The sequence below is a fragment of the Mesorhizobium atlanticum genome, assembly GCF_003289965.1.
GTDB classification, from domain to species: Bacteria; Pseudomonadota; Alphaproteobacteria; order Rhizobiales; family Rhizobiaceae; genus Mesorhizobium; species Mesorhizobium atlanticum.
In genome coordinates this window covers 254,260-276,738 of sequence record NZ_QMBQ01000005.1, presented here as the reverse complement: position 1 = coordinate 276,738, position 22,479 = coordinate 254,260, and the positions used below count along the sequence as shown (strand labels likewise).

Below are 22,479 nucleotides of genomic sequence, written 5' to 3'. Positions count from 1 at the left end.
GGCGGCTTTCTACGCAATTCCAGACGGGCCGCCACGACGAAGTTGTCGAGCGCACCGCTACAGGAATTGCTCTGGATCGGAGAAAAAATGCGCTACGACATTGTCATCATCGGGGGAGCCATCGTCGGATCCTCGGTCGCCTACTACCTGCGTGAAGAGGGCTTTACCGGCTCGATCGCGCTGATCGAGCGCGATCCGCAATTCTCCCACGCGGCGACGACCTTGTCGCTCGCCTCGATCCGCCAGCAATTCTCCATCCCTGAAAACATCCGCCTGTCGCAGTTCACTCTGAAACTGTTCCGGCGGCTCAAGGAAACCTTCGGCGCCGACGCCGATATCGGTTTTCGCGAGGGCGGCTACCTCATCCTCGCCGGCGAGGCCGGCCTGCCGATCCTCAAGGCCAATCACGAGGCGCAGATCGCCGAGGGCGCCGATATCGCGTTCGAAGACGCCGGGCAGCTGGCGCGCCGCTTTCCGTGGCTCTCGGTCGAAGGCATTTCCGCCGGCGCCTATGGTCGCAGCGGCGAGGGCTGGTTCGACGCGCATGCGCTGCTGACGCTGTTCCGCAAGGCGCTGCGCGACAAGAAGATCGATTTCATCACGGCTTCCGCCACCGCCATTTCGCGCGAGGGCAGCCGCGTCACCGCTGTGTCGCTGGACAATGGCGAGACGCTCGAAGCCGGCATTATCGTCAACGCCGCCGGGCCGAACGCCGGCAAGGTGGCGGGTTTTGCCGGGCTTGAACTGCCGGTCGAGCCGCGCAAGCGCAATGTCTTCGTCTTCGAGGCGCGCGAAAAATATACCGATATGCCGCTCCTGGTGGATCCGTCGGGCATCTATGTGCGGCCGGAAGGCTCGGTCTACCTCACCGGCGGCGCCGAACCTGAGGAAGGCGATGTCGCGCCCGATCCGAAGGATTTCGACGTCAACTGGCCGCTGTTCGAAGAGGTGATCTGGCCGACCTTGGCCACCCGCATCCCGGCCTTCGAGGCGATCAAGCCGACGCGCGCCTGGGTCGGGCATTACGATTACAACACGCTCGACCAGAACGCGGTAATCGGGCCGCATCCGGAGGTCGGTAACTTCCTCTTCGCCAACGGTTTTTCCGGTCACGGCCTGCAGCAGGCGCCGGCGGTCGGCAAGTCGCTCGCCGAGCTCATCGTGCATGGAGGGTATCGCACCATCGACTGCAGGGCGTTCGGGTATGAGCGGGTAGCGGAAGGAAGGGCGTTCAGGGAGCTGAACGTGATTTGAGTAGCAAGCCCGACCGGGCCGGCTGTCGACGAATGTCGTTGCTTCCTGCCTGCTACGTCATGCTACTTTGAGCTTGTCTGGCGCTCGGGGAAGACATTGCTAAAAAAGGCTGTCGAAAATTTTCGGCGCACAAGGGGAGTCCAATTGCTTTTGGGACTCCGCCACGAGATTCTGTACCGCCAGTTTCTGGGAAGCGCCGCGTCAAAAGGCCATGCGTTCGCCAGAGGCCTAAGCGGGGAGCCCGGGCGGAATTACTGCTTCACCATCGCCTTCAATACCCCCTGGATCATAGACGTGCTCACCAAGGCCTGGCAGGTGTTCCCAACCGGGACGAGGCTTGTGGTGGTCGACAATTCGCCGAAGCAGGATGCGCGAGCTTCGATCGAAGCAATCTGCGCGCGACGCGGGGTTGCGTATTTCGGACTGCCCAGAAATTTCGAAACGAATCCTTCGAGGTCACACGGCATTTCCGAAACCTGGGTCTTCCACAACATCGTCAAGCACCTCAAACCCGACATGTTCGGGTTCATCGATCACGATTGCTTCCCGGTCAGACCGATCGATATCGCGCAGCGCCTCGGACGCAAGATCGGTTATGGGCTGCCGCTGCATGCCAGGTCGAGCTACCTGTACAAGGCGGCCGATGACGAGCCCGGCTGGTATTACTGGGCCGGTCTCTGCTTCTACAATTTCGCCAGCGTCGCGCGTACGAAGCTCGATTTCAGAAATCGGCTCGACATTGGAATGGATACCGGAGGCGGCAACTGGCCGGTGTTGTATTCGGAGCACCCCGTCGCGGAATTCGAGATGGCCCGATCAAGTCAGATCCCGGTGAACGTCGAGGGGGAAATCGCCGACTACGACATATATGACGATGCCCTTTTCCACGTCGGCGGCGCGTCCTATCGCTCGCTCGCGATCCATCCGGACTACCGTCGCCTGCTGTCGGACCATATCTGGAAAACCTATCTCGGCGGGACCCAGGACCGACTGGTTTCGATCTGAGCCCGGACGGGGCCGCCCGCGCCGAAATACCGTTGCAGCCAGCCGAGCACGCGTGCCCAGTCGTTCGCCTGCTCGGGGGCGGCTCCGGTGAAGCCGGCGAAACCGCCATGGCAGATGGCAAGCCTTGTGCCGCCGGCGATTGGCTCGAGGAGATAGGCGACTGTCGTCTCATGCCGGCCGAGCATCGGATGGTCCCAGTCATATCGTCGCGTCTGCACGATCCGGCGCGGCGCTTCTATTTCGAGGAAGATCCCGCCGGCGGGCAGGCTCCGGTCATCCGCCGTTCTCACGAGGACATTCCAGCGGCCGCCGGCGCGAAGATCGGCCGTCCAACCGGTCGTCAGGTAAGTGTCGGCCGAGCCCCACCAGCACTCGACTTCATCGGTGACGAGCGCGGCGAAGGTCTGTTCCGGCGTGGCGGGAATTTCGGCGAGGGCCATGGCCGTTTCATCGTTCGCCATGGCCTGCGGCCAGGAATGCCGAAGCATCATCGCGATCTCTCCCAATTGTTTCGGTATCGAAACGATACTTCATACCTTTGACGGCGGGCGCTCGAAACCCTTGCCGGTCTCGAGCAGGCTCTTCAGGCTCGCCAGCACCAGCGGCCAGCCCCTGGAGACGTTCGGGATCAGCCTGTGCGGGCCGTCGGCCTCGTGAACAACGGCAAGCTTCATCAATTCGCCGTCCGGCTCGATGGTGAAGGTGCAACGCGTGTAGCCGTCCTCCTTCACCTCGGGCATCCATTCATTGCGCCATTTGATGACGAGACGTCTTGGCGGGTCGACCTCGAGGATCTCGCCCGAGTCGGCGACGCGCCCGTCGGGAAAGACCAGCTTCCAGCTCGAGCCGACCTTCCAGTCGCTCTCCTGGTGGGAGCAGAGGAAGAACTGCCGGTTGAATTCCGGATCGGTCAGCGCCTGCCAAAGCTTTTCAGGCGTGGTGCGGATATAGGTGACATAGACGAAGCTGTTCTCGCTCACGGCTCTTCCCTTTCAAGACGTTGCTTCAGGTCGCTCAATGCATCGAGCCGATGGCGCTCGAACTTGCCGATCCAGCGCTCGGCGATCTCGTTGATCGGAACGGGGTTGAGGTAGTGCTCCTTCTCGCGGCCGCGGCGCATGGTGGTGACGAGGTTCGCCTCCTCGAGGATCGCCAGATGCTTGGTCACCGCCTGGCGCGTCATATCCATGTGCTCGCAGAGCGCGTTGAGCGTCTGCCCGTTCCTGGCATGGAGGCTGTCCAGCAATTGCCGGCGGGTCGGGTCGGCCAAAGCGCGAAAGACGGCATCCATGCTCATGGCGTTAATATGCAACCATTTGGTTGCATGTCAAGCCGCACAACAGGACCAGGCGATCACTTGCCGGTGAATGGCGTCAGTGCTCGCGGGAGAACCAGAAGGCGTCGGTCATGCGTGTCATGCCGATGCGTTCGTAGAAGCCGACGGCATCGGGCATCGAGATCAGGCTGATGGCGACCGAAGGGCCGAGCTGGCGCCGCGCCTCGTGCATCAGGCCCTTGCCGACGCCGAGCCCTTGCGCCGCCTTCGAGACGGCGAGGTCGGAAATGTAGCAGACCCAGGAGAAATCGGTCATGCCGCGCGCGACGCCGACCAGTTGCCGGTCCGGCCGGTCGAGCCGCGCCGTCAACACCAGGTTGGCGTTGTCGAGCATCGTTTGCAGCCGGGCCTCGTCATCCACGGGCCTGACCTTGCCGAGGCCGGAGTCGACCAGCACGCGGCGGAATTCGGCGACATCGAGCTTGGGCTCGCTTGCGTAAAGGACTTTGGAAGGGCCGGCCATGGCGGCAGACTGCACCAGCCGGTCAGGATTTCGAAGCCGCTTTTTTTGAGGTGTCCAATCCGTCCGCAAGCCATGCCCCGCCATTGGCCCATGGACCGTGCACGAACAGTCGCCTTTCATTTGCCGCCGGCTTTGTGTAAACCGTCCCGCAAAATTCCCCGCAAGCCAAGAAGACGGGCAGGTACCCATGGATAAATTCACCAAGCTCACCGGCGTCGCCGCGCCCATGCCGATCGTCAATGTCGACACCGACATGATCATCCCGAAGGATTATCTCAAGACGATCAAGCGCACCGGGCTCGGCACCGGCCTGTTCGCCGAGATGCGCTACAATGAGGACGGTTCGGAGAATCCGGATTTCGTGCTCAACAAGCCGGCCTACCGCAAGGCGCAGATCCTGGTCGCCGGCGACAATTTCGGCTGCGGCTCGAGCCGCGAGCATGCGCCCTGGGCGCTGCTCGATTTCGGCATTCGCTGCGTGATCTCGACCTCGTTCGCCGACATTTTCTACAACAACTGCTTCAAGAACGGCATTTTGCCGATCACGGTCAGCCCGGAAGACCTCGACAAGCTGATGGACGACGCCTCGCGCGGCTCCAACGCGACGCTGTCGATCGACCTGGAAGCCAAGGAAATCCGCGGCCCGGATGGCGGCGTGGTCAAATTCGACCTCGACGATTTCAAGCGCCATTGCCTCTTGAACGGCCTCGATGACATCGGACTCACCATGGAGAAGGCCGGCGCCATCGCTTCCTTCGAGAAGCGCAATGCCGAGCTGCGCCCCTGGGCCTGAGCAGCCTGAAGCACTGAACGGATAGACCCGGCTGCAAGCAGCCGGGTTCGTGGCGACTGAATGGAGGGACAGTCATGACACGCTCGCTTCTGGCCGCTTCGGCGGCAATCCTTCTCGCCACGATCGGCGCCAACGCGCAGACCGCCGCGCCGGCCACGCAGCCGGCGCCCGCCGCGTCCGACCAGCCAGCGGCCGATCAAGGCGCGTCCGACCCGGGATCGGGCAGCGACCAGGCCGCGTCGGATGACGACAAGCAGGCGCCGATCCCCTTCGAGGGCGGCCAGCTCACCATCACGCAACCGGAGCAGGACGGCGAGAAGGTGCTTGCCTATGACGGGAAGCAGCTTGCCAGCAATTACGACGTCTTCTTCGACAAGATCGTCAAGATCGGCGACGTCAACGTGGCGCTCGTCGATGTCGGCGATGGCGGCAATCAGTGCGGCCCGGCCAAGGTCATCGTCTGGAAGAAGGACGGCGAGATCCAGACCACCACGGTCGAGCAGGACGAATGCGGCGCGCCGCCGGCCGCCGTCTCCGACAGCGCCATCTATTTCGTGCCCTACCTTTTGCCGGGCGACTCCAAGCCGGCGCTGCAATGGTCGCCCACGGAAGGGCTGACGACCTCCGGCAACCTGACCTACACGCCGGAACCCGGTACCGACTGGAAGGATATCGACCCGTCGAAATACGACAACATCATCGACGCCTTCCACAACGAGGCCGTCTACAAGGCCGGCCAGGCGCTGCTGGGCAACGACATGCCTGACATGGCGACCAGCCTGCTGGTCGGCGGCGGCACCGAGAAGACGGCGACCGGCGCCTTCTACGCCACCGGCTGCGTGCCGCATGACTGCGGCGGCAATGACGGCTTCATGGCGGTCGACCCCGGCCAGCACAAAGTCTACTTTGCGCGGCGCGGCGACAATGGCGAGCCGCAGGCCTGGCCGCCGCTGAAGGACTGGCCGGCGGATATCAAGAAAGCCTATGACGACGCGCAAGGGAACTAGGGATTCGGTTCAACGCGGCTTCGTCATCCACTGGCGGAGCGACGCGCAGCGGAGCGCAGACCCGAGGATCATGCCGTGACCGCTGCCGTAGAGCGCGAGGGTCCAGAATTCTGCACGGTTGGCGGCGCTTCGCTTCTTGCTCCGCCCTGGAATGACGACCTGAGGAAGGCTCAGGCTAATCTCCAAGGATTGCGCTCGCCTCGTGACAATGCTCCGCATTGCTTGGCCCACGACCAGCCGAGCCTGTTTTGCTAGATGCAGGCCTGCAAACCAACGCGAGGCTCCCATGCGCAAGCTCATCTCCACAGGCTCTCCCTTCGAAAAGACCGCCGGCTATTCGCGCGCGGTGGTGCAGGGCGACTGGTGCTTCGTCTCCGGCACGACCGGCTACGACTATGCCACCATGACCATGCCCGACACGGTCGAGGCGCAGACGCGTAACTGCCTCGCCACCATCGCCAGGGCGCTGGCCGACGGCGGCTTCGACATGGCCGATGTGGTGCGGGCGCATTACTACATCACCGACCAGGCCTACGTTGACGTGGTCTTCCCGATCCTCGGCGAGGTGTTCGGCGACATCCGTCCGGCGGCGACGATGATCGTGTGCCAGCTCAACAAGCCGGAAATGAAGATCGAGATCGAGGTGACGGCGCTCAAGCGCACGGCATAGAGACCGTTGCCCGGCACGTGAGGCGCGCAAAGCAGGGGCCAGCCCATGGTGAAGGTCAGACGCATCGTCGCCAACATCGCCACATCCGACATTGCCGCGGCCAAGCGCTTTTACCAGGACGTGCTCGGACTTGATGTCCTGATGGACCAGGGCTGGATCCTCACTTGCGGTTCGGCCGAGACAATGACGGTGCAGGTGAGCTTCATGGCCGAGGGCGGGTCGGGCACGCCGGTGCCGGATCTGTCGATCGAGGTCGACGATGTCGACGCGGCGCTTGCGGGCATGGAGAAGGCCGGCTTCGCCGCCGAATACGGCCCGGCCGACGAGCCCTGGGGCGTGCGGCGCTTCTATGTGCGCGATCCGTTCGGGCGGCTGGTGAATATTTTGGCGCATCGGTAGCTGGGGTTCCTCGCCCCACTAAGTGGGGAGAGGAACCCGTGCCACGCCTGACCGGAGCCGCAATGTCCCGTCGTCCTCTTGCGCCCGGCCCGCTTGGCGTTTAGCAACAGCCGCGATTTCTCCAAACTCTCACCGGACGGTTCTCCATGGCTTCGAAAAATCTCTTCCTGCTCGCCGGCGACGGCATCGGCCCCGAGGCCATGGCCGAGGTGAAGAAGCTGATCAAGGCCATGAACGACAAGCTCGGCAGCGGTTTTGCCACCGATGAGGGGCTTGTCGGTGGCTGCGCCTATGACGCGCATGGCGCGGCGATCTCGGACGCCGACATGGCCAAGGCGATGGCGGCGGATGCCGTGCTGTTCGGCGCCGTCGGCGGACCGAAATGGGATGCCGTGCCTTACGAGGTGCGCCCCGAGGCTGGGCTCTTGCGCCTGCGCAAGGACATGGAGCTGTTCGCCAATCTCAGGCCCGCGATCTGCTATCCGGCGCTGGCCGCGTCCTCCTCGCTCAAGCAGGAGGTGGTCGAAGGCCTCGACATCCTCATCGTGCGCGAGCTTACCGGCGGCGTCTATTTCGGCGAGCCGAAGCAGATCATCGATCTCGGCAACGGCCAGAAGCGCGGCATCGACACCCAGGTCTACGACACGTTCGAGATCGAGCGCATCTCCGGCGTCGCCTTTGAATTGGCCCGCACCCGCAAGAACCACGTCACCTCGATGGAAAAGCGCAACGTCATGAAGTCGGGTGTGCTGTGGAACGAGGTGGTCAGCCAGACGCACAAGGCGCGCTATTCCGACGTCAAGCTCGACCACATGCTGGCGGACGCCGGCGGCATGCAGCTGGTGCGCTGGCCAAAGCAATTCGACGTCATCGTCACCGACAATCTGTTCGGCGACATGCTGTCCGACATCGCCGCGATGCTGACCGGCTCGATCGGCATGCTGCCGTCGGCCTCGCTCGGCGCCCCGGATGCCAAGACCAAGAAGCGCAAGGCGCTCTACGAGCCGGTGCACGGCTCCGCGCCCGACATTGCCGGCAAGGGCATCGCCAATCCGATCGCCATGATCGCGTCCTTCGCCATGTGCCTGCGCTATTCTTTCGGCATGGTGTCGGAAGCCGACAAGCTCGAAGCGGCGATCGCCGCCGTGCTCGACGACGGCCTGCGCACCAAGGATATCATGTCCGACGGCATGACCGAGGTCGGCACGGTCGAGATGGGCGACGCCATCATCGCCAAGTTCCTGGGCTGATCATGGAGGTCGACGTCCGCTGGGCGACGACCGATGACGCCGAGGCGCTCGCCACCGTGTTGTGCGAGATGGCGGCGCACTACCGGCAGGCCCCGCTCGATCATGGCCGGGCGATGGACAAGGCGCGACAATGGCTTAACGACGAGAGCCCGGCCTATCCGCATTTCGCGCTCGCCTTCGCGGACGGCGCCGTCGCGGGCCGTCGCGATCCTACGCTGGCCGCTTCTTCTGCTTCTTGCGCTTTGCCGGCTGGTCGGATTTCGGCCGATCGAACTTTGGCCCATCGAATCTGGGTTTGTCGAACTTCGCCTTTGGCGGCTTCTTCGTCCAGGGTTTTGGCCCCGGCGCCCCGGCCGTCGGATGCTCGTCTGATGCCCGCTTCTCGAACCCGGCCGCACCCTGGTCGAAAACCCGCTTGCCTCGGTGCGGCTTCTTGTCCGGCTTCGGCGGCTGGTAGCCGGCGCGCGACAGGTCCGGCGTGCCGTCGATCCGCCTGACTGCGATGCTGCCCTGCAGCTTGCGGTCCGGGCCGATCGCGGCGACGAAGCGGTCGGCCCAGTCAGCGGCGATCTGCACGAAGGTCTCTTCCGGCTGCATCTTGATGGCGCCGATCTCGCGCTTCGACATGCCGGCGGTGCGGCACAGCATCGGGATCAGCCAGCGCGGCTCGGCATTCTGCCTGCGGCCGACCGACAGCGAGAACCATACGCTGTCGCCGAAATCGTCGCGGCGGGCGGGTGTCTCTTCCCTGCGCGCGAACTTTTCCTTCGACGGGGCGAAGGGGCCGACGTCGATCAGGTCCTCGGGCGCCGACCTACTCCCCCGGCAAAGCCGCACGAAGGCAGCGGCCACCAGTTCGGCGCCGTGCCGCTCCAGAAGGGCCGCCGCGAAGTCGCGCTCCTCGTCCTTCACCGGCTCGCCGAAGGCAGGGTCGGCCAGGATGCGCTCGTCGTCGCGGCGCAGCACCTCGTCGGCCGAGGGCGGGCTCGCCCAGGTCGCGGTCAGGCCGGCATTGGCGAGCAGCCGCTCGGTGCGGCGGCGGGCATTGCCCGGCACGATCAGCGCGCTGACGCCCTTGCGCCCGGCGCGTCCGGTGCGGCCGCTGCGATGCAGCAGCGTCTCCGGGTTGCTCGGCAGGTCGGCATGGATGACGAGATCGAGGTTGGGCAGATCGATGCCGCGCGCCGCGACGTCGGTGGCGATGCAGACCTTCGCGCGGCCGTCGCGCATGGCCTGCAGGGCATGGCTGCGCTCGTTCTGGCTGAGCTCGCCCGACAGAGCCACGACCGAGAAATTGCGGTTGTTGAAGCGCGCGGTGAGATGATTGACGGCGGCCCGGGTGTTGCAGAACACCATCGCATTCGCCGCCTCGTAATAGCGCAGCACGTTGATGATGGCGTTCTCGCGATCGGCGGGCGCGACGGAAAGCGCGCGGTATTCGATGTCGAGATGCTGCTTCTCCTCGCCGCCCGCCGAGATGCGCACCGCGTCGCGCTGGTAGCTTTTGGCCAGCGTGGCGATGGAGCGCGGCACGGTGGCGGAAAACATCAGCGTGCGGCGTCCGGCGGGCGCGGCGTCGAGGATGAATTCGAGGTCCTCGCGAAAGCCGAGATCGAGCATCTCGTCGGCCTCGTCCAGCACCACGGCTTTCAGCGCCGACATGTCGAGGGCGCCGCGCGTGATGTGGTCGCGCAGCCGGCCCGGCGTGCCGACGACGATATGGGCACCGCGCTCCAGCGCGCGCCGCTCGGTGCGCATGTCCATGCCGCCGACGCAGGAGGCGATCTGCGCCCGGGTCAGCTCGTAGAGCCATTCCAGCTCGCGCCGCACCTGCAGCGCCAGCTCGCGCGTCGGCGCCACGACCAGGCCCAGCGGGGCGCCGGCAGCGGCGAAATGGTGAGCTTCGCCAAGCAGGGTCGGCGCCACGGCCAGGCCGAAGGCGACGGTCTTGCCGGAGCCGGTCTGCGCCGACACCAATGCGTCGGCCTCGCCGAGCTCAGGCTCCAGTACCGCCTTCTGCACCGGCGTCAGCGCCGAATAACCGCGCTTTTCCAGCGCCTGTGCCAGCGCAGGAACGATCATTTCGAAACTGGACATTTTCTTCTTTCGGAATTCGGGGGTCTGTGCTCATCACGGAGCACAAGGCAGGCACTGCGCCGGCCAAAGGATATTGGCGGCGTTCCTACTTCCTGCGGCCGCCATTGTACAGAGCAGGCGGCGACGCCTTTCCTTCTCCCCCTTGCGGCCCTTGCGGGAGAAGGTGGATCGGCGCGCAGCGCCGAGACGGATGAGGGGTGTTCCAGCGAAGTGAGACGCAGGGAGCTGGCGCTCGATTCTTCAACGCGGCGATCCTTCCAACACCCCTCATCCGACCGAGCTTCGCTCGGCCACCTTCCCCCACAAGGAAGGAGAGGCGCTACGCCAATTGACTCTTTCATCAAACCGCGTAAAAGCCCGCGTCGAACGGGATCGTTTTTCGATGCGCGGCCTTTTGATGGCTCTTCTTGCATTCGACGCACCCAGCCGCGATGCACAACATCGGGCCGGGTGCTTCGGCGCGTCCGCCCGTTCCAGCAAAACTACGGCCAAAAAAACCACCACCAAAACGGTGTGATTCCCTTGGCCTAACCACCCTCTCCCGGGTCCGGCCCGGGGGACGAAACCCGCATGAGGCCGGCGGGTTTTCTCCAACAACCAAGCGGAGAGGGACAGGAGATATCAGATGAGTTTCAAGGTTGCGGTTGTCGGCGCCACGGGCAATGTGGGCCGCGAAATGCTCAACATTCTGGACGAGCGCGGCTTCCCGGTGAGCGAGGTGGTGGCGCTGGCGTCGCGGCGCAGCCAGGGCACCGAAGTGTCCTTCGGCGATCGCACGCTGAAGGTCAAGGCGCTCGACACCTACGACTTTTCCGACACCGACCTCTGTGTCATGTCGGCCGGCGGCAACGTCTCCAAGGAATGGTCGCCCAAGATCGGCAAGCAGGGCTGCGTCGTCATCGATAATTCGTCCGCCTTCCGCTACGACCCGGACGTGCCGCTGATCGTGCCGGAGGTGAACCCAGACGCGGTCTCGCTGTTCTCGCGCAAGAACATCATCGCCAACCCGAACTGCTCGACGGCGCAGCTGGTGGTGGCGCTGAAGCCGCTGCATGACGTCGCCACCATCAAGCGCGTCGTCGTCGCCACCTACCAGTCCGTCTCTGGCGCCGGCAAGGAAGGCATGGACGAGCTGTTCACGCAGACCCGCGCCGTCTTCGTCGCCGACCAGGTCGAGGTCAAGAAGTTCACCAAGCGCATCGCCTTCAACGTCATCCCGCATATCGACGTCTTCCTCGACGACGGCTCCACCAAGGAAGAGTGGAAGATGGTGGCCGAGACCAAGAAGATGCTCGATCCCAAGATCAAGCTGACGGCAACCTGCGTGCGCGTGCCGGTGTTCATCGGCCATTCGGAAGCGGTCAACATCGAGTTCGAGAAGCCGATCACCGCCGACGAGGCGCGCGAGATTCTGCGCGAGGCGCCCGGCTGCCAGGTGCTCGATAAGCGCGAGAATGGCGGCTACATCACGCCGCTGGAATCGGCCGGCGAGGACGCCACCTTCATCTCGCGCATCCGCGAGGATTCGACCGTCGACAACGGCCTGTCGATGTGGGTCGTCTCTGACAACCTGCGCAAGGGCGCGGCGCTGAACGCCGTGCAGATCGCCGAGCTGCTGGTCGAGCGCGGCCTGATCCAGCCGAAGAAGAAGGCGGCTTAGTTCTCGCTCACGGGCCGCACCGCCGCTATCGCGGCTGGCCCTCCGCGGGGGCGCCGGACGACCGGCGGCCCGCGGTCGCGGGCTCGGCAGTTTGTTTTCGCTCACGGCCCGTATCGCCGCTGGCGCGGCTGGGCCTCCGTGGGGGCGCCGAACGATCGGCGGCCCGCAGTCGCGGGCTCAGCCTTCGGCTGTTCGTTTTCGCTCACGGGCTGTTCTGCCGCTGGCGCGGCTGGGCCTCCGCGGGGGCGCCGAACGATCGGCGGCCCGCAGTCGCGGGCTCGGCCTTCGGCCGGTTGTTCTCGCTCACAGAGTACGCGGCTGTGCCGAGGCTATCGGAAGCGGATGACTTCGATGAAGGCCTTGCGTCTGACGATGAACTCCCGCAGCAGCGGCAGGAAGAAGGCTTTGCTGAAGCGTCCGATCGGCGGCTCGGGTTCGAGATAGAAGGACTTGCCGACGAGATCGGAGTTGAACTCGTCGAGGATGATCCACAACCGCCGGTCGGCGTCGAGCCCGGCGCGGCGCCTCTCGATGGCGGGGATCTCCACCGCGAACCGAGCTTTCTCCGGCTCCTTGGTGGTGAGCGGGAAGAACAGGACAAGATCGCCATCCGCTCGTACAACCCGCACGCCGACGGCGACGGGTCGTTCCTTGCGACCCTCCGTCTCGCCGGCGCGGGCTTCGCGCGCCCAGAGGTAAGGGTAACGGATGACCGTTGCCGTGCGGATGTCGTCGTAGCTCATGTCCGCCCCGTTTCATCCTCCTGCGCATAGGCTTCAACGGCGCTCTCGAAATCGGCGAAGAGGCTGTCAGACATGGTCTCGATCGTACCGGCAGAGCGGCTATCCGACTGGCGCACCAGCCGCGCGTAATCCTCGATGTTGAGAAGCACCAGACGCGGTTTGTTGCGCTGGGTAATCGTCACAGGACGGCGCAGGGCCTCGGCGATAATGTCGCCGGACTTCCGGGAAAGCTCGCTCGTCGAATAGGAACCACCTGAGCGGGGCATAGCGACCTCCAATTCCTGCTGATTGCTGCAATATACAGCATTGGCAGCATTTGCGCAAAAGCGATGAAAATGCGCCCACGGGCTGGGCTTCAGGATCGCCGTCCAGGATAGATCAAGCCAGTCGCCGGGCATGAGACCTTTCCGCAGTGGGAGGTAGCAGGGTGGACGGGTAGCGCCGGCTCTTCGATCTTCTCGTGGCTCAGGCACCGCTCTCCGCCAACTGCCGCAATATCGCCATGGCCTCCTCCGCTCGCTCCGCCGGCACGAACAGATGGTCGTGATAGAAGGCCGAGACGGGGTTGACGCCCATGCCGGCGGCCGCGAGCCGCGTGGTGATGGTGGCGAGGAAGCCGACGGCTTCCAGCGAGGAGTGGATGTCGAGCGTGATCATCCGGCTGCGGAATGTTCCGACAAGGCCGGCGGCCTTCGCCCGGTCCTCGGTCACGATCAGCGTCGTGCCTTCGCGCTCGATGAAGCGCATGGCCGGCTCCACGCCTTCCGGCAAGAGCGTGCCTGGAGGCAAGGTCGCGAAGACATGGACTTCCGGGTGAAGCCGCGGCGTCATCGATGCCAGCAGCTTTTGCAGGTCCGTCTCGCCGCTCATGTTTCCTTCCCTTCGCCTTGCCCCTGCGACGTTCTCGACAGTCCCGGTCGAAACGTCAACGGTCCGGCGCCTGGACGACACGGCGATGTCGCTGGCGGTTGAGCCGCGCGTTCGTTATCGCCGTAGAGACATAACGGCTCGTAAAGGTTCACCCGATGATCGTCCGCCCGCGCCCGACATTCCTGCAGCTGTTCTTCATCATGCGCGGCTCGGTGGTGCCGCGCATCCTGCCGCAGATTCTTGGCTTCGCCATCTATTCGGCGGTCATCCTGATCCTGGCGCGGCACTTCCAGCTCGATCTCAGCGCCTTCAGCATCGCGCCTTTCGGTCTCGTCGGCGTGACTCTGTCGATCTATCTGTCGTTCCGCAACAACGCTGCCTACGACCGCTGGTGGGAGGCGCGCAAGCTCTGGGGCGCGCTGGTTTTCGAGATCCGCAACCTGGCGCGCGCCACCACCAGCCTGATTGCTGACCGCGCCGAGCAGCACGCGCTGTTGATGGAGGCGCTGGCCTTCTGCCATCTGCTGCGCGGGCAATTGCGACGGATCGACAGCATCAAGGACGCGCGCGCCTTCATCGGCGACGAGGTCGACAAGGCCGCCGCCCGCACCAACCCGGCGGACGACATGGTCCGCCGCATGGGCCGGCGCGCCAATGCGCGGCGCGAAGCCGGCGCGCTCGATCCGATCGGTTTCCGCATCCTCGACGAAAGGCTAGCCGCGATCGCCGCCATCCAGGCCGGCTGCGAGCGCATCGCCGGCACGCCCCTGCCTTTCGCCTATACGCTTCTGCTGCACCGCACGGCCTATGTCGTCTGCCTGCTTCTGCCGTTCGGGCTGGTCTCGACCACGGGCTGGGCGACACCGCTGTTCACGGCGCTGATCGCCTACACCTTCTTCGGCCTCGACGCGCTGTCGGAAGAGCTCGAAGATCCGTTCGGCATCGAGGCCAACGACCTGGCGCTCGACGGCCTCTGCCGTGTCTGCGAGATCTCCGTGTTCGAGGCGCTGGACGAGACGCCGCCGAAGATGATCGCGGCCGACAAGTTCTATTTTTCGTGAAGCGCAGGCAACTTCGTCATCCTTGGGTCAAGCACGAGGATGACGAAAGACAGCTGCGCCCGCGCCGAAAAGAATCCGGACCCTGTAGGATCGCGGCCCCACGGCGCGTCCTTGGCTCGACCTCAGCAGAGGGATCGAACCATAAGGAGGGAGCATCCATGAGCATTTCCGAAGCCGTGCCTGTCTCGAACGGCGCCTTGTGGACCGGGCGCGCGCTCAGCGCCGTCGTCGTCCTGTTCATGATCTTCGACGGCGCCATCAAGCTGCCGCCGTTGGATATCGTCACCCAGACGATGGCGCAGCTCGGCTGGCCGGGCGACGCCAACACTGCGCGCCTGATCGGCGTCATCGGGCTGATCTCGACCGCGCTCTATGCCTTGCCGCGCACCTCGGTGCTCGGCGCCATCCTGCTCACCGCCTATATGGGCGGCGCGATTTCGACGCATGTGCGGATCGGCAACCCTCTGTTCTCGCATACGCTGTTCGGCGTCTATCTCGGCGTCATCCTGTGGGGCGGGCTTTATCTGCGCGACCCGAGGGTGCGCGCGCTGATCCCGTTCAGCCGATAGGAGGAGACGATAGTGCTCACCACCATTCTCATCATCTTCGTCGTCATCATCGCCGCCGTGCTGATCTATGCCGCGACGCGGCCGAACGATTTCGTCGTCAGCCGCTCGGCCAGCATCAAGGCGCCGGCCGAGGCGATCTTTCCGCTGATCAACGATTTCCGGCGCTGGCCGGAATGGTCGCCCTTCGAAAAGCTCGACCCTGCGATGCGGCGCACGCTGTCCGGCACCGACAGCGGCATTGGCGCCGCCTATGCCTGGGAAGGCAATTCCAAGGCCGGAAAGGGCCGCATGGAGATCACCGCTTCGGTACCGTTCTCGCAGGTGTCGCTCAAGCTAGACTTCGAAAAGCCGTTCCGGGCCAACAACATTGTCGACTTCTCGCTCTCGCCGTCCGGCGACGCCACGACGGTCACCTGGGCCATGCGCGGCGCGAGGCCCCTCATCGCCAAGCTGATGGGCTTGTTCATGGATTTCGACAACCTCATCGGCAAGGATTTCGAGGCCGGGCTCGACAATCTGAGACGTCTTGCCGAGCGGTGAAAGCCACAAGATTTCAACAGCTTGGTACTTGGTTCCGTAGATGCGGCCGGCACGTAGCCGGCCAATCTTCACCATCGCCGGGATCAATTTAGCTGTTCATGAGTTTAGGCCATGGCGGCGAGGACGGCGCTTGAGAGAGGAACAGCAATGAAGAAAGCAATTACCATTCTGGTGCTGACGATGGCCCTGGGCGCCTGCTCGCAGACGGAAAAGGGCGCGGCGATCGGCGGCCTGGGCGGCGCGGCGGTCGGCGCAGCCGTTGCCAACAACCCGGTGCAGGGCGCGGTGGTCGGCGGCGCGGTCGGCGCGGTCGCCGGTGCGTTGATCGGCCATGCCAGCGAGGCCGGCCAGTGCCGTTATCGAGACCGTTACGGTCGCGTCTATGTGGCGCGCTGCCCGTCGGGCTATTGAGGCTGCAAAGCCGGCAAAGAAAAACGGCGGGCATATGCCCGCCGTTCTCGTAGAGCGTTTCACCGTTTCAGGGAAACGGCGCCATGATTACTCGGCGCTGGCGGCTTCGGCCTCGGCCGGAGCGGCGGTCGCCGCGGCAGCAGCAGCAGCGGCGTCTTCCTGGGCCTTCTTCAGCAGCGCGGCGCGTTCCTGCGCCTTCTTGCCGGGCAGGGCCTTGTTCGGGTTCGAACGGGCTTCGCGCTTGGCGATGCCGGCCTCGTCGAGGAAGCGCAGCACGCGGTCGGTCGGCTGAGCGCCGTGCGACAGCCAGTGCTTGACGCGGTCGGCGTCGACCTTGACGCGCTCGCCGTCCTTCGGCAGCAGCGGGTTCCACGAGCCCAGCGACTCAATGAAACGGCCGTCGCGCGGCGAACGGGCGTCGGCAACGACGACGTGGTAGTAAGGACGCTTCTTCGAACCCGCACGGGCCAGTCTGATTTTCAGTGCCATTCTTATCTCCTAAAAGCTCTGATTTCGTTTGATGTGGTTGCGGCTGTCTTTATTGTTCGTGCATGCCGTTATCCCAAAACCGCTAAGCACTTTTGGGCGGCATGCACCGGTTAGCCGGTTTTCGTCACGCCGTTGTTGGCGGCGATCTGTTCGTGGTGGCGGATGACCTCGCGGACGACGAAGTTCAGGAACTTCTCCGCGAAATCGGGGTCGAGATGCGCTTCCTTCGCCAGCTGGCGAAGGCGGGCGATCTGCTGCTGCTCGCGCGCCGGATCGGCGGGCGGCAGGCCATGCTCGGCCTTCAGCACGCCGACCGCCTTGGTGCAGCGGAAGCGCTCGGCCAGCATATGGATGAGGGCGGCGTCGATGTTGTCGATCGAAGCGCGGTAGCCAGCAAGAATGGCGCGTGCATCGGCCATGTCTTTCTCCTCGTTCATCGCTCCCTCACTTCTTCTTGCCAAGGCCGGGCAGGCCGCCACCGCCCAGGCCGGGGAGACCCGGAAGCTTCATGCCGCCGGGCAGGCCCGGCAGCCCGCCGCCACCGGGAAGTCCACCGGGCAATCCGCCCGGCAGGCCCTTGCCGAGGCCGGCGGCCTGCGCCTGTTTCTGCAAGGCTTCGAGCTGCTTGGGATCCATCTTGGAAAGGTCCGGCATCCCGCCAATACCGCCGGGCATCATGCCGCCAAGGCCCATCTTCGAGGCAAGGCCGCCCATCATGCCGCGCATCAGGCCGCCGCCTTTGCCCTTGCCGCCCATGGCCTTCATCATGTCGGCCATGCCGCGATGCATCTTGAGCAGCTTGTTGATCTCGGCCGCGTCGGTGCCGGAGCCGGCGGCGATGCGCTTCTTGCGCGAGTGCTTGAGGATATCGGGGTTGGCGCGCTCGGCCTTGGTCATCGAGGAGATGATGGCGAGCTGGCGACCGAACATCTTGTCGTCGAAGCCGGCGGCGGCGAGCTGGTCCTTCATCTTGCCCATGCCGGGCATCATGCCCATGATGCCGCCCATGCCGCCCATCTTCGACATCTGCTGAAGCTGCGCGGCAAGGTCGTTCAGGTCGAACTTGCCCGACTGCATCTTCTTGGCCATCGCCGCCGCCTGCTCGGCGTCGATGGTCTCGGCGGCCTTCTCGACGAGCGAAACGATGTCGCCCATGCCGAGGATGCGGTCGGCGATGCGCTTGGGGTGGAATTCCTCCAGCCCGTCCATCTTCTCGCCGGTGCCGATAAGCTTGATCGGCTTGCCGGTGACGGCACGCATCGAGAGCGCGGCGCCGCCGCGGCCGTCGCCGTCCATGCGGGTGAGCACGAGGCCGGTGATGCCGACGCGTTCGTCGAAGCTCTTCGCCAGGTTGACGGCGTCCTGGCCTGTCAGCGAGTCCGCGACCAGCAGGATCTCGTGCGGGTTCGACACCTTCTTGATGTCGGCCATCTCGACCATCAGCGGCTCGTCGATATGGGTGCGGCCGGCGGTGTCGAGGATGACGACGTCATGGCCGCCAAGCTTGGCCGCCTGCACGGCGCGCCTGGCGATGTCGACCGGGCTCTGGCCGGCGATGATCGGCAGCGTCGCGACTTTGGTCTGCTCACCGAGCTGGCGCAGCTGCTCTTGTGCTGCGGGCCGCCGCGTGTCGAGCGAGGCCATCAGGACCTTCTTGTTCTGGCGCTCGGTCAGCCGCTTGGCGATCTTGGCCGAGGTCGTGGTCTTGCCGGAGCCCTGCAGGCCGACCATCATGACGACGACGGGCGCCGGCGCATTGAGGTCGATGGCGACGCCCTCGGCGCCCAGCATGTCGACCAGCTCGTCATGGACGATCTTGACGACCATCTGCCCGGGCTTGATCGACTTCAGCACCGCGGCGCCGACCGCCTTCTCGCGCACCTTGTCGGTGAAGGAGCGCACCACTTCCAACGCGACGTCGGCCTCGAGCAGCGCACGGCGCACCTCGCGCAGCGCCGCCGAGACATCCGCCTCGGACAACGCGCCGCGACCGGTCAGGCCGTTCAGGATGGAGCCAAGACGCTCCTGGAGGGATTCAAACATCTGCGGTCCTTGATCTCGGTTCGGGGTCGAACCGAGAGGTAGTGCGTTCGCGCCGGATCGCCAAGCAAAAGCGCAAAGCCAAAAAGCACCCGGGGGCGCATCGCGCTGCCGGGTGTTGGCCTCCAGGATCTCTTTACAGCACTTGCCTCGAAGAGGCTTCGGCGTCCTGGTCGGCTTTCGCGAAAGAAAACTCGTCGCGGAAATTCAGCGGCTCTAGACAGGAAAACGGCCGCGGAGTCAAGGCTAATGCATGTCGCGCAAAAGTGCGCAGCGGTTTTGCGGCAACGACATGCATCAAAGAGACAAGCTCAAAATCCGAACCAAAACGCCTTTCACCGTGGGCTTTGCCTACTCGTGCCCACCCGCAGCGGCGAGCGCCGGTGCAAAAGCAAAAGCATGGTCAAAAGCGTGCTGACGATGCCGATGGCGGCGATGAGCACGGCGTCCCAGTTCGTCCAGCCGGGGCCTTCGAGCGGCTTGGCGTTGAGCAAGGCAAAGCCGTTATAGCCTTCCTGGTGCGAGATCAGCAGGAAGCCGGTCAGGTTGTTGCCGAGATGGGCGCCGAAACCGGCGCCGAGATTGCCGGTGACATGGACCAGCAGGGTGAGCAGCAGGGCGAAGGCGCCGATCGACACCAGCACGCAGGCATTGATCGCAAGCGTCGAGGCCGAGTTCCAGTGCAGCGAGGTGAAGAGCAGGCCCGGCAGCAGCGCCCATATCCACGGGCTTTTGAAGCGATAGGCAAGCCCGCGCAGCAGGTAGCCGCGAAACAGCATTTCTTCCGACGAGGTCTGGAGGAAAGCGAGCAGCACGATCGGGATGAGGAAGAGCAGCCAGGACGAAAAAGCGATCGGTCCGCGCGCGATCTCGGGCTGCATCCAATAGAGCAGCACCTCGGAAAACAGCGAGGTGATCAGGACAGCGATCAGGCCCTTGAGGAAATCGCCGCGGGCGATGCGGCGGCTGGCGCCGAACAGCGCAGATAGCGGCTCGCCGTGAACGAAGCGCATCGCCACCCACAGGCCGGTCCAGATGCCGGCAAAGGAGGTCAGGGCGCTCAGGATTCCGACCGGCGAGGCCAGGAAATCCTGCATGTACTGCCCAGTCGATGGACCGGGCAGGTGCCAGACGATGTAGACATAAGTGCCGGCAAACAGCACGAGGGCCGTCATCGCCATCCAGAAGGCGATGACGATCGCCGACCCGAAGGACAGGCGCAGCAAAGTGGTCTTTTCGTTCGGCGAGCGGCGATAGCCCTCGAAGGCGGCATTTTCGATCGTCACGCGGCTCCCCTGCCGGCTTTCGACATGCAATCTAGGAGATCGCCGGTTACCGCGCGATTACTCGGCGGGAATGGCAGCTCAATTGGGTCGCTTCGAGTGCAAAGAAGCTTGAAAGACGCTATCGAACGACGTGACCCGCAGTCACGGTTGGAGACGAGCTGGACGTCTATCGAAGTCATGGCATGTGCCCGCAACCAGAAGGGAAATGAAGATGGCTGCCAACATCTTCTTGCCAATTCACCCGGGCGAAATCCTTCGTGAGGAATATCTGGTCCCTCTTGGACTGAAACCATACAACGTTGGCCAAGAAGCTGCATGTTCCCCGCACGCGCTTTGAGCGCCTGGTGGGCGAAGCCACGCCGGTAACGCCGGACACGGCACTCCGCCTGGCCAAGTTCTTTGGCACGACGCCGCGGTTTTGGATGAACATGCAGGCGAGCTACGACCTTGTGGTGGAAGGCGAGGCAAAGAAGGCCGAGATCGACTCTATCGAACAGATGCAGGCGGCCTGAGCCGCCCGCACACAAACAAGCGGCCGCCATCGCCGGCGGCCGCTCTTTTCATGGCATCAAGCCCGCTCAGCGCATCACATAGACAATGCGCCTCGTGCCGGGATCGACCAGCGCCGGCTGGTTGTTCACATAGACGTAGCGATACCGGTAATCCGGGATTTCGCGCAGCTCGACCGTGTCGGGCAGCGTGGCGCCGGTCACCACTTCGCCTTCGAGATAGACCGGATCGACCCGGTGCGTGGTGACATAGGTGCCGACTTCGGCTGGCGGTCTGCCGATCGATTCGATGGCGTCATCGTTGGAGACGATGGCGCCGGTGTAGGTGTCCGTGGTGTAGACATCATCGGTCGGCGGGGCCACGACGGCAATGCCGGCATCGGCCGGGCGGCGGGTGACGACGACGCGGCTGCCCCCGAATTCGGCCGTCACATAGTCGGAATAGACCCAGCCTTTGCCGCCGGCTTCAGCGATCGTGCACCATTTGCTGCCTTCGATGCAGCCGTTAAGCGTGGCCGACTGGCCGGCCGCCAGCACGCCGATGACCGGATATTGCGGACCGGGACCGGCCCGCACATTCAGGTCGGCCACCGCCCGGACGGGGGTGTCGGCGAAAGCGGCGCCCGAAATAGTGAGCAGCGCACCGGCAAGCGCCGGAAACAACACGCGTTTCATGGTTTTTCACTCCGTTTTCAACGCTCCCTGGATCAGGATGACGTTTCAAAGAGACGTCATCCTGATCCAGCTCCTTTGTTGGAGCATGATCTTTTCCGAAAAACCGGTTCCCACTTTTTGGGGATCATGCCCTAGGGCTCGGAAACGAAACAGATGCCTATGCGTTCCGGCTAAAGTGCCCCTGCTGGCTCACGAATTGTTCCAGGCTTTGTCGACGCGCCGGTCAGAAGGTCGTTCACGAAGGCCAGTTTTCGCGCCGTCACCTCGGAAATCACGAAGGGGTAGAGGTCCGGCAGCCCCATGCAGCGGTTGATCGAATTGGAGGCCTCCGAAAGCACCAGCCAACGAGCGAGGATTCTCCCGAACGGTTCCGGCACCGGATCGGGATCGGTTGGCGCCGGCTGCAAATGACCGCCGGTATCGGTGCGCGGCAGGTCGCCGTCGCCGACGGTCTCCAGGCGGCCGAGCGGAAGATTCAGCGCGTGCACCATCTCGAGCGTGTCGGTGATGTGGAGATGGTGCGCGAAGGTTTCGGCCCAATCCTCCCAGGGATGGGACGTGGCGTAGGCAGAGATGTGGCGCCGCTGCCAGTCCGGGGGCGCGCCGTTGGCGTAGTAGGCCTGCAAGGCCTGCTCGTAGTCGGTCCGCTCGTCGCCGAAGAGCGCGCGGAAAGCCGAAAGATATGCGGGATCGTCACGGATCAGCCGGTCCCAATAATAGTGGCCGAGCTCATGGCGGAAATGGCCGAGCAAGGTGCGGTAGTTTTCACCCATCTCGACGCGTCGGCGCTCGCGCTCGGCGGAATCGGCCTCGGCGACGTTGAGCGTGATCAATCCGTTGTCATGGCCGGTCAGGATGCGTTCCCCGCCTGGACCTGCGCCGATCGGGTCGGCGAGGAAGTCGAAGGCCAGACCGATCTCGTCGCCCGCATCGGCCTTGGGCGTAACCGGAAGGCCGAGGGCGAGCAGGGAGTAGACGGCACGCTTCTTCGCCGCCTCGACCCGTATCCAGCGCCGGCGGTTGCCGTCGATGGAAAGGTCGGGAATGACCTGATTGAGAGCGCAGGCGCGGCAGAACGTCCGGCCGTTCTCGGCCCGCCAGTTGCACGCGCATTCATCGGCGTTGCCGCATGGAAGGGCGCCGCCCTTGCCGCTGAGCACGAAGTTCGCCTGCTCCGGGTCGTAGAGCACCAGGCTGGAACAGTTCAGACACTGGGCGTTCTCGAAATAGAGGCGATGGCCGCAATTGGGGCAGTCGAACAGTTTCATCAATCAACCCGTGGGACCCATGCGTGGATGTGGGTTCGCCCCCTAACGCCCGCCGGCGTCCCGCGTTCCAGTGCTACTTCGGCG

Annotated in this window: 28 protein-coding genes; 14 read left to right on the top strand and 14 right to left on the bottom strand. The window is 64.4% G+C overall.

The genetic code is table 11. The annotated features are described in order from the left end of the window. The first annotated feature begins 87 nt into the window (after window positions 1–87). Together DPM35_RS18750 and DPM35_RS18745 are read left to right on the top strand one after the other, a co-directional pair. Complete coding sequence (locus DPM35_RS18750; RefSeq protein WP_112128755.1) at window positions 88–1,254, top strand: NAD(P)/FAD-dependent oxidoreductase; 1,167 nt, start codon at window positions 88–90, stop codon at window positions 1,252–1,254. A 294-nt stretch (window positions 1,255–1,548) separates the two neighbouring features. Then, window positions 1,549–2,259, top strand: a complete 711-nt coding sequence (locus DPM35_RS18745) for a hypothetical protein (RefSeq protein ID WP_112128754.1) — start codon at window positions 1,549–1,551, stop codon at window positions 2,257–2,259. Here DPM35_RS18745 and DPM35_RS18740 read toward each other — a convergent pair. The 4 genes from DPM35_RS18740 to DPM35_RS18725 form a co-directional block, all read right to left on the bottom strand. After that, on the bottom strand, window positions 2,220–2,750 hold the full coding sequence (locus DPM35_RS18740; protein WP_245431578.1) for an SRPBCC family protein: 531 nt from the start codon (window positions 2,748–2,750) through the stop codon (window positions 2,220–2,222). The two genes, DPM35_RS18745 and DPM35_RS18740, sit on opposite strands and share 40 nt — an antisense overlap. A gap of 39 nt (window positions 2,751–2,789) precedes the next feature. Further along, window positions 2,790–3,239 (bottom strand): SRPBCC family protein, encoded by a 450-nt coding sequence (locus tag DPM35_RS18735; protein WP_112128753.1) that lies wholly within the window; start codon window positions 3,237–3,239, stop codon window positions 2,790–2,792. Next, the gene (locus tag DPM35_RS18730) at window positions 3,236–3,556 is read right to left on the bottom strand and encodes an ArsR/SmtB family transcription factor (RefSeq protein WP_112128752.1); all 321 of its coding nucleotides are present in this window, start codon (window positions 3,554–3,556) and stop codon (window positions 3,236–3,238) included. The genes DPM35_RS18735 and DPM35_RS18730 overlap by 4 nt, the downstream gene beginning before the upstream one ends. Window positions 3,557–3,632: 76 nt before the next feature. Beyond that, window positions 3,633–4,058, bottom strand: coding sequence for a GNAT family N-acetyltransferase (locus DPM35_RS18725; protein ID WP_112128751.1), 426 nt, complete (start codon window positions 4,056–4,058; stop codon window positions 3,633–3,635). A 187-nt stretch (window positions 4,059–4,245) separates the two neighbouring features. Between DPM35_RS18725 and leuD the strand changes: the two genes are divergently transcribed. The 5 genes from leuD to leuB all read left to right on the top strand — a co-directional run bounded on the left by leuD (window position 4,246) and on the right by leuB (window position 8,177). Further along, entirely contained in the window at window positions 4,246–4,851 is a 606-nt protein-coding gene (leuD, locus tag DPM35_RS18720) for a 3-isopropylmalate dehydratase small subunit (RefSeq protein ID WP_041009887.1), read from the top strand. A gap of 74 nt (window positions 4,852–4,925) precedes the next feature. Further along, a complete protein-coding gene (locus DPM35_RS18715) occupies window positions 4,926–5,858 on the top strand; it encodes a hypothetical protein (RefSeq protein ID WP_112128750.1) in 933 nt (310 codons plus the stop codon). Between the two features lie 286 nt (window positions 5,859–6,144). Beyond that, complete coding sequence (locus tag DPM35_RS18705) at window positions 6,145–6,528, top strand: RidA family protein (RefSeq protein ID WP_112128748.1); 384 nt, start codon at window positions 6,145–6,147, stop codon at window positions 6,526–6,528. Between the two features lie 48 nt (window positions 6,529–6,576). Then, window positions 6,577–6,927 carry a VOC family protein gene (locus tag DPM35_RS18700; RefSeq protein WP_112129095.1) on the top strand — a complete coding sequence of 117 codons (351 nt, stop codon included), beginning with the start codon at window positions 6,577–6,579 and terminating at the stop codon, window positions 6,925–6,927. Between the two features lie 146 nt (window positions 6,928–7,073). After that, a complete protein-coding gene (gene leuB / locus DPM35_RS18695) occupies window positions 7,074–8,177 on the top strand; it encodes a 3-isopropylmalate dehydrogenase (protein WP_112128747.1) in 1,104 nt (367 codons plus the stop codon). Between the two features lie 210 nt (window positions 8,178–8,387). On the opposite strand, the gene DPM35_RS18685 is transcribed toward leuB, so the two are convergent. Then, window positions 8,388–10,274, bottom strand: a complete 1,887-nt coding sequence (locus DPM35_RS18685; protein ID WP_112128746.1) for a DEAD/DEAH box helicase — start codon at window positions 10,272–10,274, stop codon at window positions 8,388–8,390. A gap of 328 nt (window positions 10,275–10,602) precedes the next feature. Between DPM35_RS18685 and DPM35_RS32200 the strand changes: the two genes are divergently transcribed. Next, window positions 10,603–10,791, top strand: coding sequence for a hypothetical protein (locus DPM35_RS32200; RefSeq protein WP_146767965.1), 189 nt, complete (start codon window positions 10,603–10,605; stop codon window positions 10,789–10,791). A gap of 108 nt (window positions 10,792–10,899) precedes the next feature. Further along, window positions 10,900–11,934 carry an aspartate-semialdehyde dehydrogenase gene (locus DPM35_RS18680; RefSeq protein WP_112128745.1) on the top strand — a complete coding sequence of 345 codons (1,035 nt, stop codon included), beginning with the start codon at window positions 10,900–10,902 and terminating at the stop codon, window positions 11,932–11,934. Window positions 11,935–12,263: 329 nt separating this feature from the next. On the opposite strand, the gene DPM35_RS18675 is transcribed toward DPM35_RS18680, so the two are convergent. From DPM35_RS18675 to DPM35_RS18665, 3 genes are all read right to left on the bottom strand, one after another. Then, a complete protein-coding gene (locus DPM35_RS18675; RefSeq protein WP_112128744.1) occupies window positions 12,264–12,677 on the bottom strand; it encodes a hypothetical protein in 414 nt (137 codons plus the stop codon). Then, window positions 12,674–12,943: a type II toxin-antitoxin system prevent-host-death family antitoxin gene (locus tag DPM35_RS18670; RefSeq protein ID WP_112128743.1), complete on the bottom strand. Its 270-nt coding sequence runs from the start codon at window positions 12,941–12,943 to the stop codon at window positions 12,674–12,676. The genes DPM35_RS18675 and DPM35_RS18670 overlap by 4 nt, the downstream gene beginning before the upstream one ends. Before the next feature lie 199 nt (window positions 12,944–13,142). After that, window positions 13,143–13,547 (bottom strand): ACT domain-containing protein, encoded by a 405-nt coding sequence (locus tag DPM35_RS18665; RefSeq protein WP_112128742.1) that lies wholly within the window; start codon window positions 13,545–13,547, stop codon window positions 13,143–13,145. Between the two features lie 155 nt (window positions 13,548–13,702). Between DPM35_RS18665 and DPM35_RS18660 the strand changes: the two genes are divergently transcribed. The 4 genes from DPM35_RS18660 to DPM35_RS18645 all read left to right on the top strand — a co-directional run bounded on the left by DPM35_RS18660 (window position 13,703) and on the right by DPM35_RS18645 (window position 16,128). After that, on the top strand, window positions 13,703–14,608 hold the full coding sequence (locus DPM35_RS18660; RefSeq protein ID WP_112128741.1) for a bestrophin family protein: 906 nt from the start codon (window positions 13,703–13,705) through the stop codon (window positions 14,606–14,608). Between the two features lie 158 nt (window positions 14,609–14,766). Beyond that, window positions 14,767–15,177: a DoxX family protein gene (locus tag DPM35_RS18655; RefSeq protein WP_112128740.1), complete on the top strand. Its 411-nt coding sequence runs from the start codon at window positions 14,767–14,769 to the stop codon at window positions 15,175–15,177. A gap of 12 nt (window positions 15,178–15,189) precedes the next feature. Further along, window positions 15,190–15,717, top strand: a complete 528-nt coding sequence (locus DPM35_RS18650; RefSeq protein WP_112128739.1) for an SRPBCC family protein — start codon at window positions 15,190–15,192, stop codon at window positions 15,715–15,717. Window positions 15,718–15,864: 147 nt separating this feature from the next. Beyond that, window positions 15,865–16,128 (top strand): YMGG-like glycine zipper-containing protein, encoded by a 264-nt coding sequence (locus DPM35_RS18645; RefSeq protein ID WP_112128738.1) that lies wholly within the window; start codon window positions 15,865–15,867, stop codon window positions 16,126–16,128. Between the two features lie 87 nt (window positions 16,129–16,215). Here DPM35_RS18645 and rpsP read toward each other — a convergent pair whose 3' ends face one another. The 4 genes from rpsP to DPM35_RS18625 all read right to left on the bottom strand — a co-directional run bounded on the left by rpsP (window position 16,216) and on the right by DPM35_RS18625 (window position 19,943). Further along, window positions 16,216–16,617, bottom strand: a complete 402-nt coding sequence (rpsP, locus tag DPM35_RS18640; RefSeq protein WP_112128737.1) for a 30S ribosomal protein S16 — start codon at window positions 16,615–16,617, stop codon at window positions 16,216–16,218. Between the two features lie 110 nt (window positions 16,618–16,727). Further along, window positions 16,728–17,054, bottom strand: a complete 327-nt coding sequence (locus DPM35_RS18635) for a chorismate mutase (RefSeq protein WP_112128736.1) — start codon at window positions 17,052–17,054, stop codon at window positions 16,728–16,730. Between the two features lie 7 nt (window positions 17,055–17,061). Then, window positions 17,062–18,660, bottom strand: a complete 1,599-nt coding sequence (ffh, locus tag DPM35_RS18630; protein WP_112128735.1) for a signal recognition particle protein — start codon at window positions 18,658–18,660, stop codon at window positions 17,062–17,064. Window positions 18,661–18,992: 332 nt separating this feature from the next. Then, on the bottom strand, window positions 18,993–19,943 hold the full coding sequence (locus DPM35_RS18625) for a CPBP family intramembrane glutamic endopeptidase (protein ID WP_112129094.1): 951 nt from the start codon (window positions 19,941–19,943) through the stop codon (window positions 18,993–18,995). Window positions 19,944–20,242: 299 nt separating this feature from the next. Between DPM35_RS18625 and DPM35_RS18620 the strand changes: the two genes are divergently transcribed. Beyond that, complete coding sequence (locus tag DPM35_RS18620; RefSeq protein ID WP_342633675.1) at window positions 20,243–20,455, top strand: HigA family addiction module antitoxin; 213 nt, start codon at window positions 20,243–20,245, stop codon at window positions 20,453–20,455. Between the two features lie 66 nt (window positions 20,456–20,521). On the opposite strand, the gene DPM35_RS18615 is transcribed toward DPM35_RS18620, so the two are convergent. Further along, window positions 20,522–21,127: a DUF1236 domain-containing protein gene (locus DPM35_RS18615; protein ID WP_112128734.1), complete on the bottom strand. Its 606-nt coding sequence runs from the start codon at window positions 21,125–21,127 to the stop codon at window positions 20,522–20,524. A gap of 170 nt (window positions 21,128–21,297) precedes the next feature. Next, entirely contained in the window at window positions 21,298–22,395 is a 1,098-nt protein-coding gene (locus DPM35_RS18610) for a zinc-binding metallopeptidase family protein (RefSeq protein ID WP_112128733.1), read from the bottom strand. Window positions 22,396–22,479: the final 84 nt, after the last annotated feature.

Bases quoted from the DNA above. Each gene is read 5' to 3' on its own strand.
- DPM35_RS18725 (WP_112128751.1), bottom strand. From the start codon at position 4,058: ATGGCCGGCCCTTCCAAAGTCCTTTACGCAAGCGAGCCCAAGCTCGAT.
- DPM35_RS18740 (WP_245431578.1), bottom strand. From the start codon at position 2,750: ATGATGCTTCGGCATTCCTGGCCGCAGGCCATGGCGAACGATGAAACG.
- DPM35_RS18660 (WP_112128741.1), top strand. From the start codon at position 13,703: ATGATCGTCCGCCCGCGCCCGACATTCCTGCAGCTGTTCTTCATCATG.
- DPM35_RS18730 (WP_112128752.1), bottom strand. From the start codon at position 3,556: ATGAGCATGGATGCCGTCTTTCGCGCTTTGGCCGACCCGACCCGCCGG.
- rpsP (WP_112128737.1), bottom strand. From the start codon at position 16,617: ATGGCACTGAAAATCAGACTGGCCCGTGCGGGTTCGAAGAAGCGTCCT.
- DPM35_RS18665 (WP_112128742.1), bottom strand. From the start codon at position 13,547: ATGAGCGGCGAGACGGACCTGCAAAAGCTGCTGGCATCGATGACGCCG.
- leuB (WP_112128747.1), top strand. From the start codon at position 7,074: ATGGCTTCGAAAAATCTCTTCCTGCTCGCCGGCGACGGCATCGGCCCC.
- DPM35_RS18715 (WP_112128750.1), top strand. From the start codon at position 4,926: ATGACACGCTCGCTTCTGGCCGCTTCGGCGGCAATCCTTCTCGCCACG.
- DPM35_RS18615 (WP_112128734.1), bottom strand. From the start codon at position 21,127: ATGAAACGCGTGTTGTTTCCGGCGCTTGCCGGTGCGCTGCTCACTATT.
- DPM35_RS18610 (WP_112128733.1), bottom strand. From the start codon at position 22,395: ATGAAACTGTTCGACTGCCCCAATTGCGGCCATCGCCTCTATTTCGAG.
- DPM35_RS18670 (WP_112128743.1), bottom strand. From the start codon at position 12,943: ATGCCCCGCTCAGGTGGTTCCTATTCGACGAGCGAGCTTTCCCGGAAG.
- DPM35_RS18675 (WP_112128744.1), bottom strand. From the start codon at position 12,677: ATGAGCTACGACGACATCCGCACGGCAACGGTCATCCGTTACCCTTAC.
- ffh (WP_112128735.1), bottom strand. From the start codon at position 18,660: ATGTTTGAATCCCTCCAGGAGCGTCTTGGCTCCATCCTGAACGGCCTG.
- DPM35_RS18655 (WP_112128740.1), top strand. From the start codon at position 14,767: ATGAGCATTTCCGAAGCCGTGCCTGTCTCGAACGGCGCCTTGTGGACC.
- DPM35_RS18685 (WP_112128746.1), bottom strand. From the start codon at position 10,274: ATGTCCAGTTTCGAAATGATCGTTCCTGCGCTGGCACAGGCGCTGGAA.
- leuD (WP_041009887.1), top strand. From the start codon at position 4,246: ATGGATAAATTCACCAAGCTCACCGGCGTCGCCGCGCCCATGCCGATC.
- DPM35_RS18645 (WP_112128738.1), top strand. From the start codon at position 15,865: ATGAAGAAAGCAATTACCATTCTGGTGCTGACGATGGCCCTGGGCGCC.
- DPM35_RS18750 (WP_112128755.1), top strand. From the start codon at position 88: ATGCGCTACGACATTGTCATCATCGGGGGAGCCATCGTCGGATCCTCG.
- DPM35_RS18635 (WP_112128736.1), bottom strand. From the start codon at position 17,054: ATGAACGAGGAGAAAGACATGGCCGATGCACGCGCCATTCTTGCTGGC.
- DPM35_RS18705 (WP_112128748.1), top strand. From the start codon at position 6,145: ATGCGCAAGCTCATCTCCACAGGCTCTCCCTTCGAAAAGACCGCCGGC.
- DPM35_RS18680 (WP_112128745.1), top strand. From the start codon at position 10,900: ATGAGTTTCAAGGTTGCGGTTGTCGGCGCCACGGGCAATGTGGGCCGC.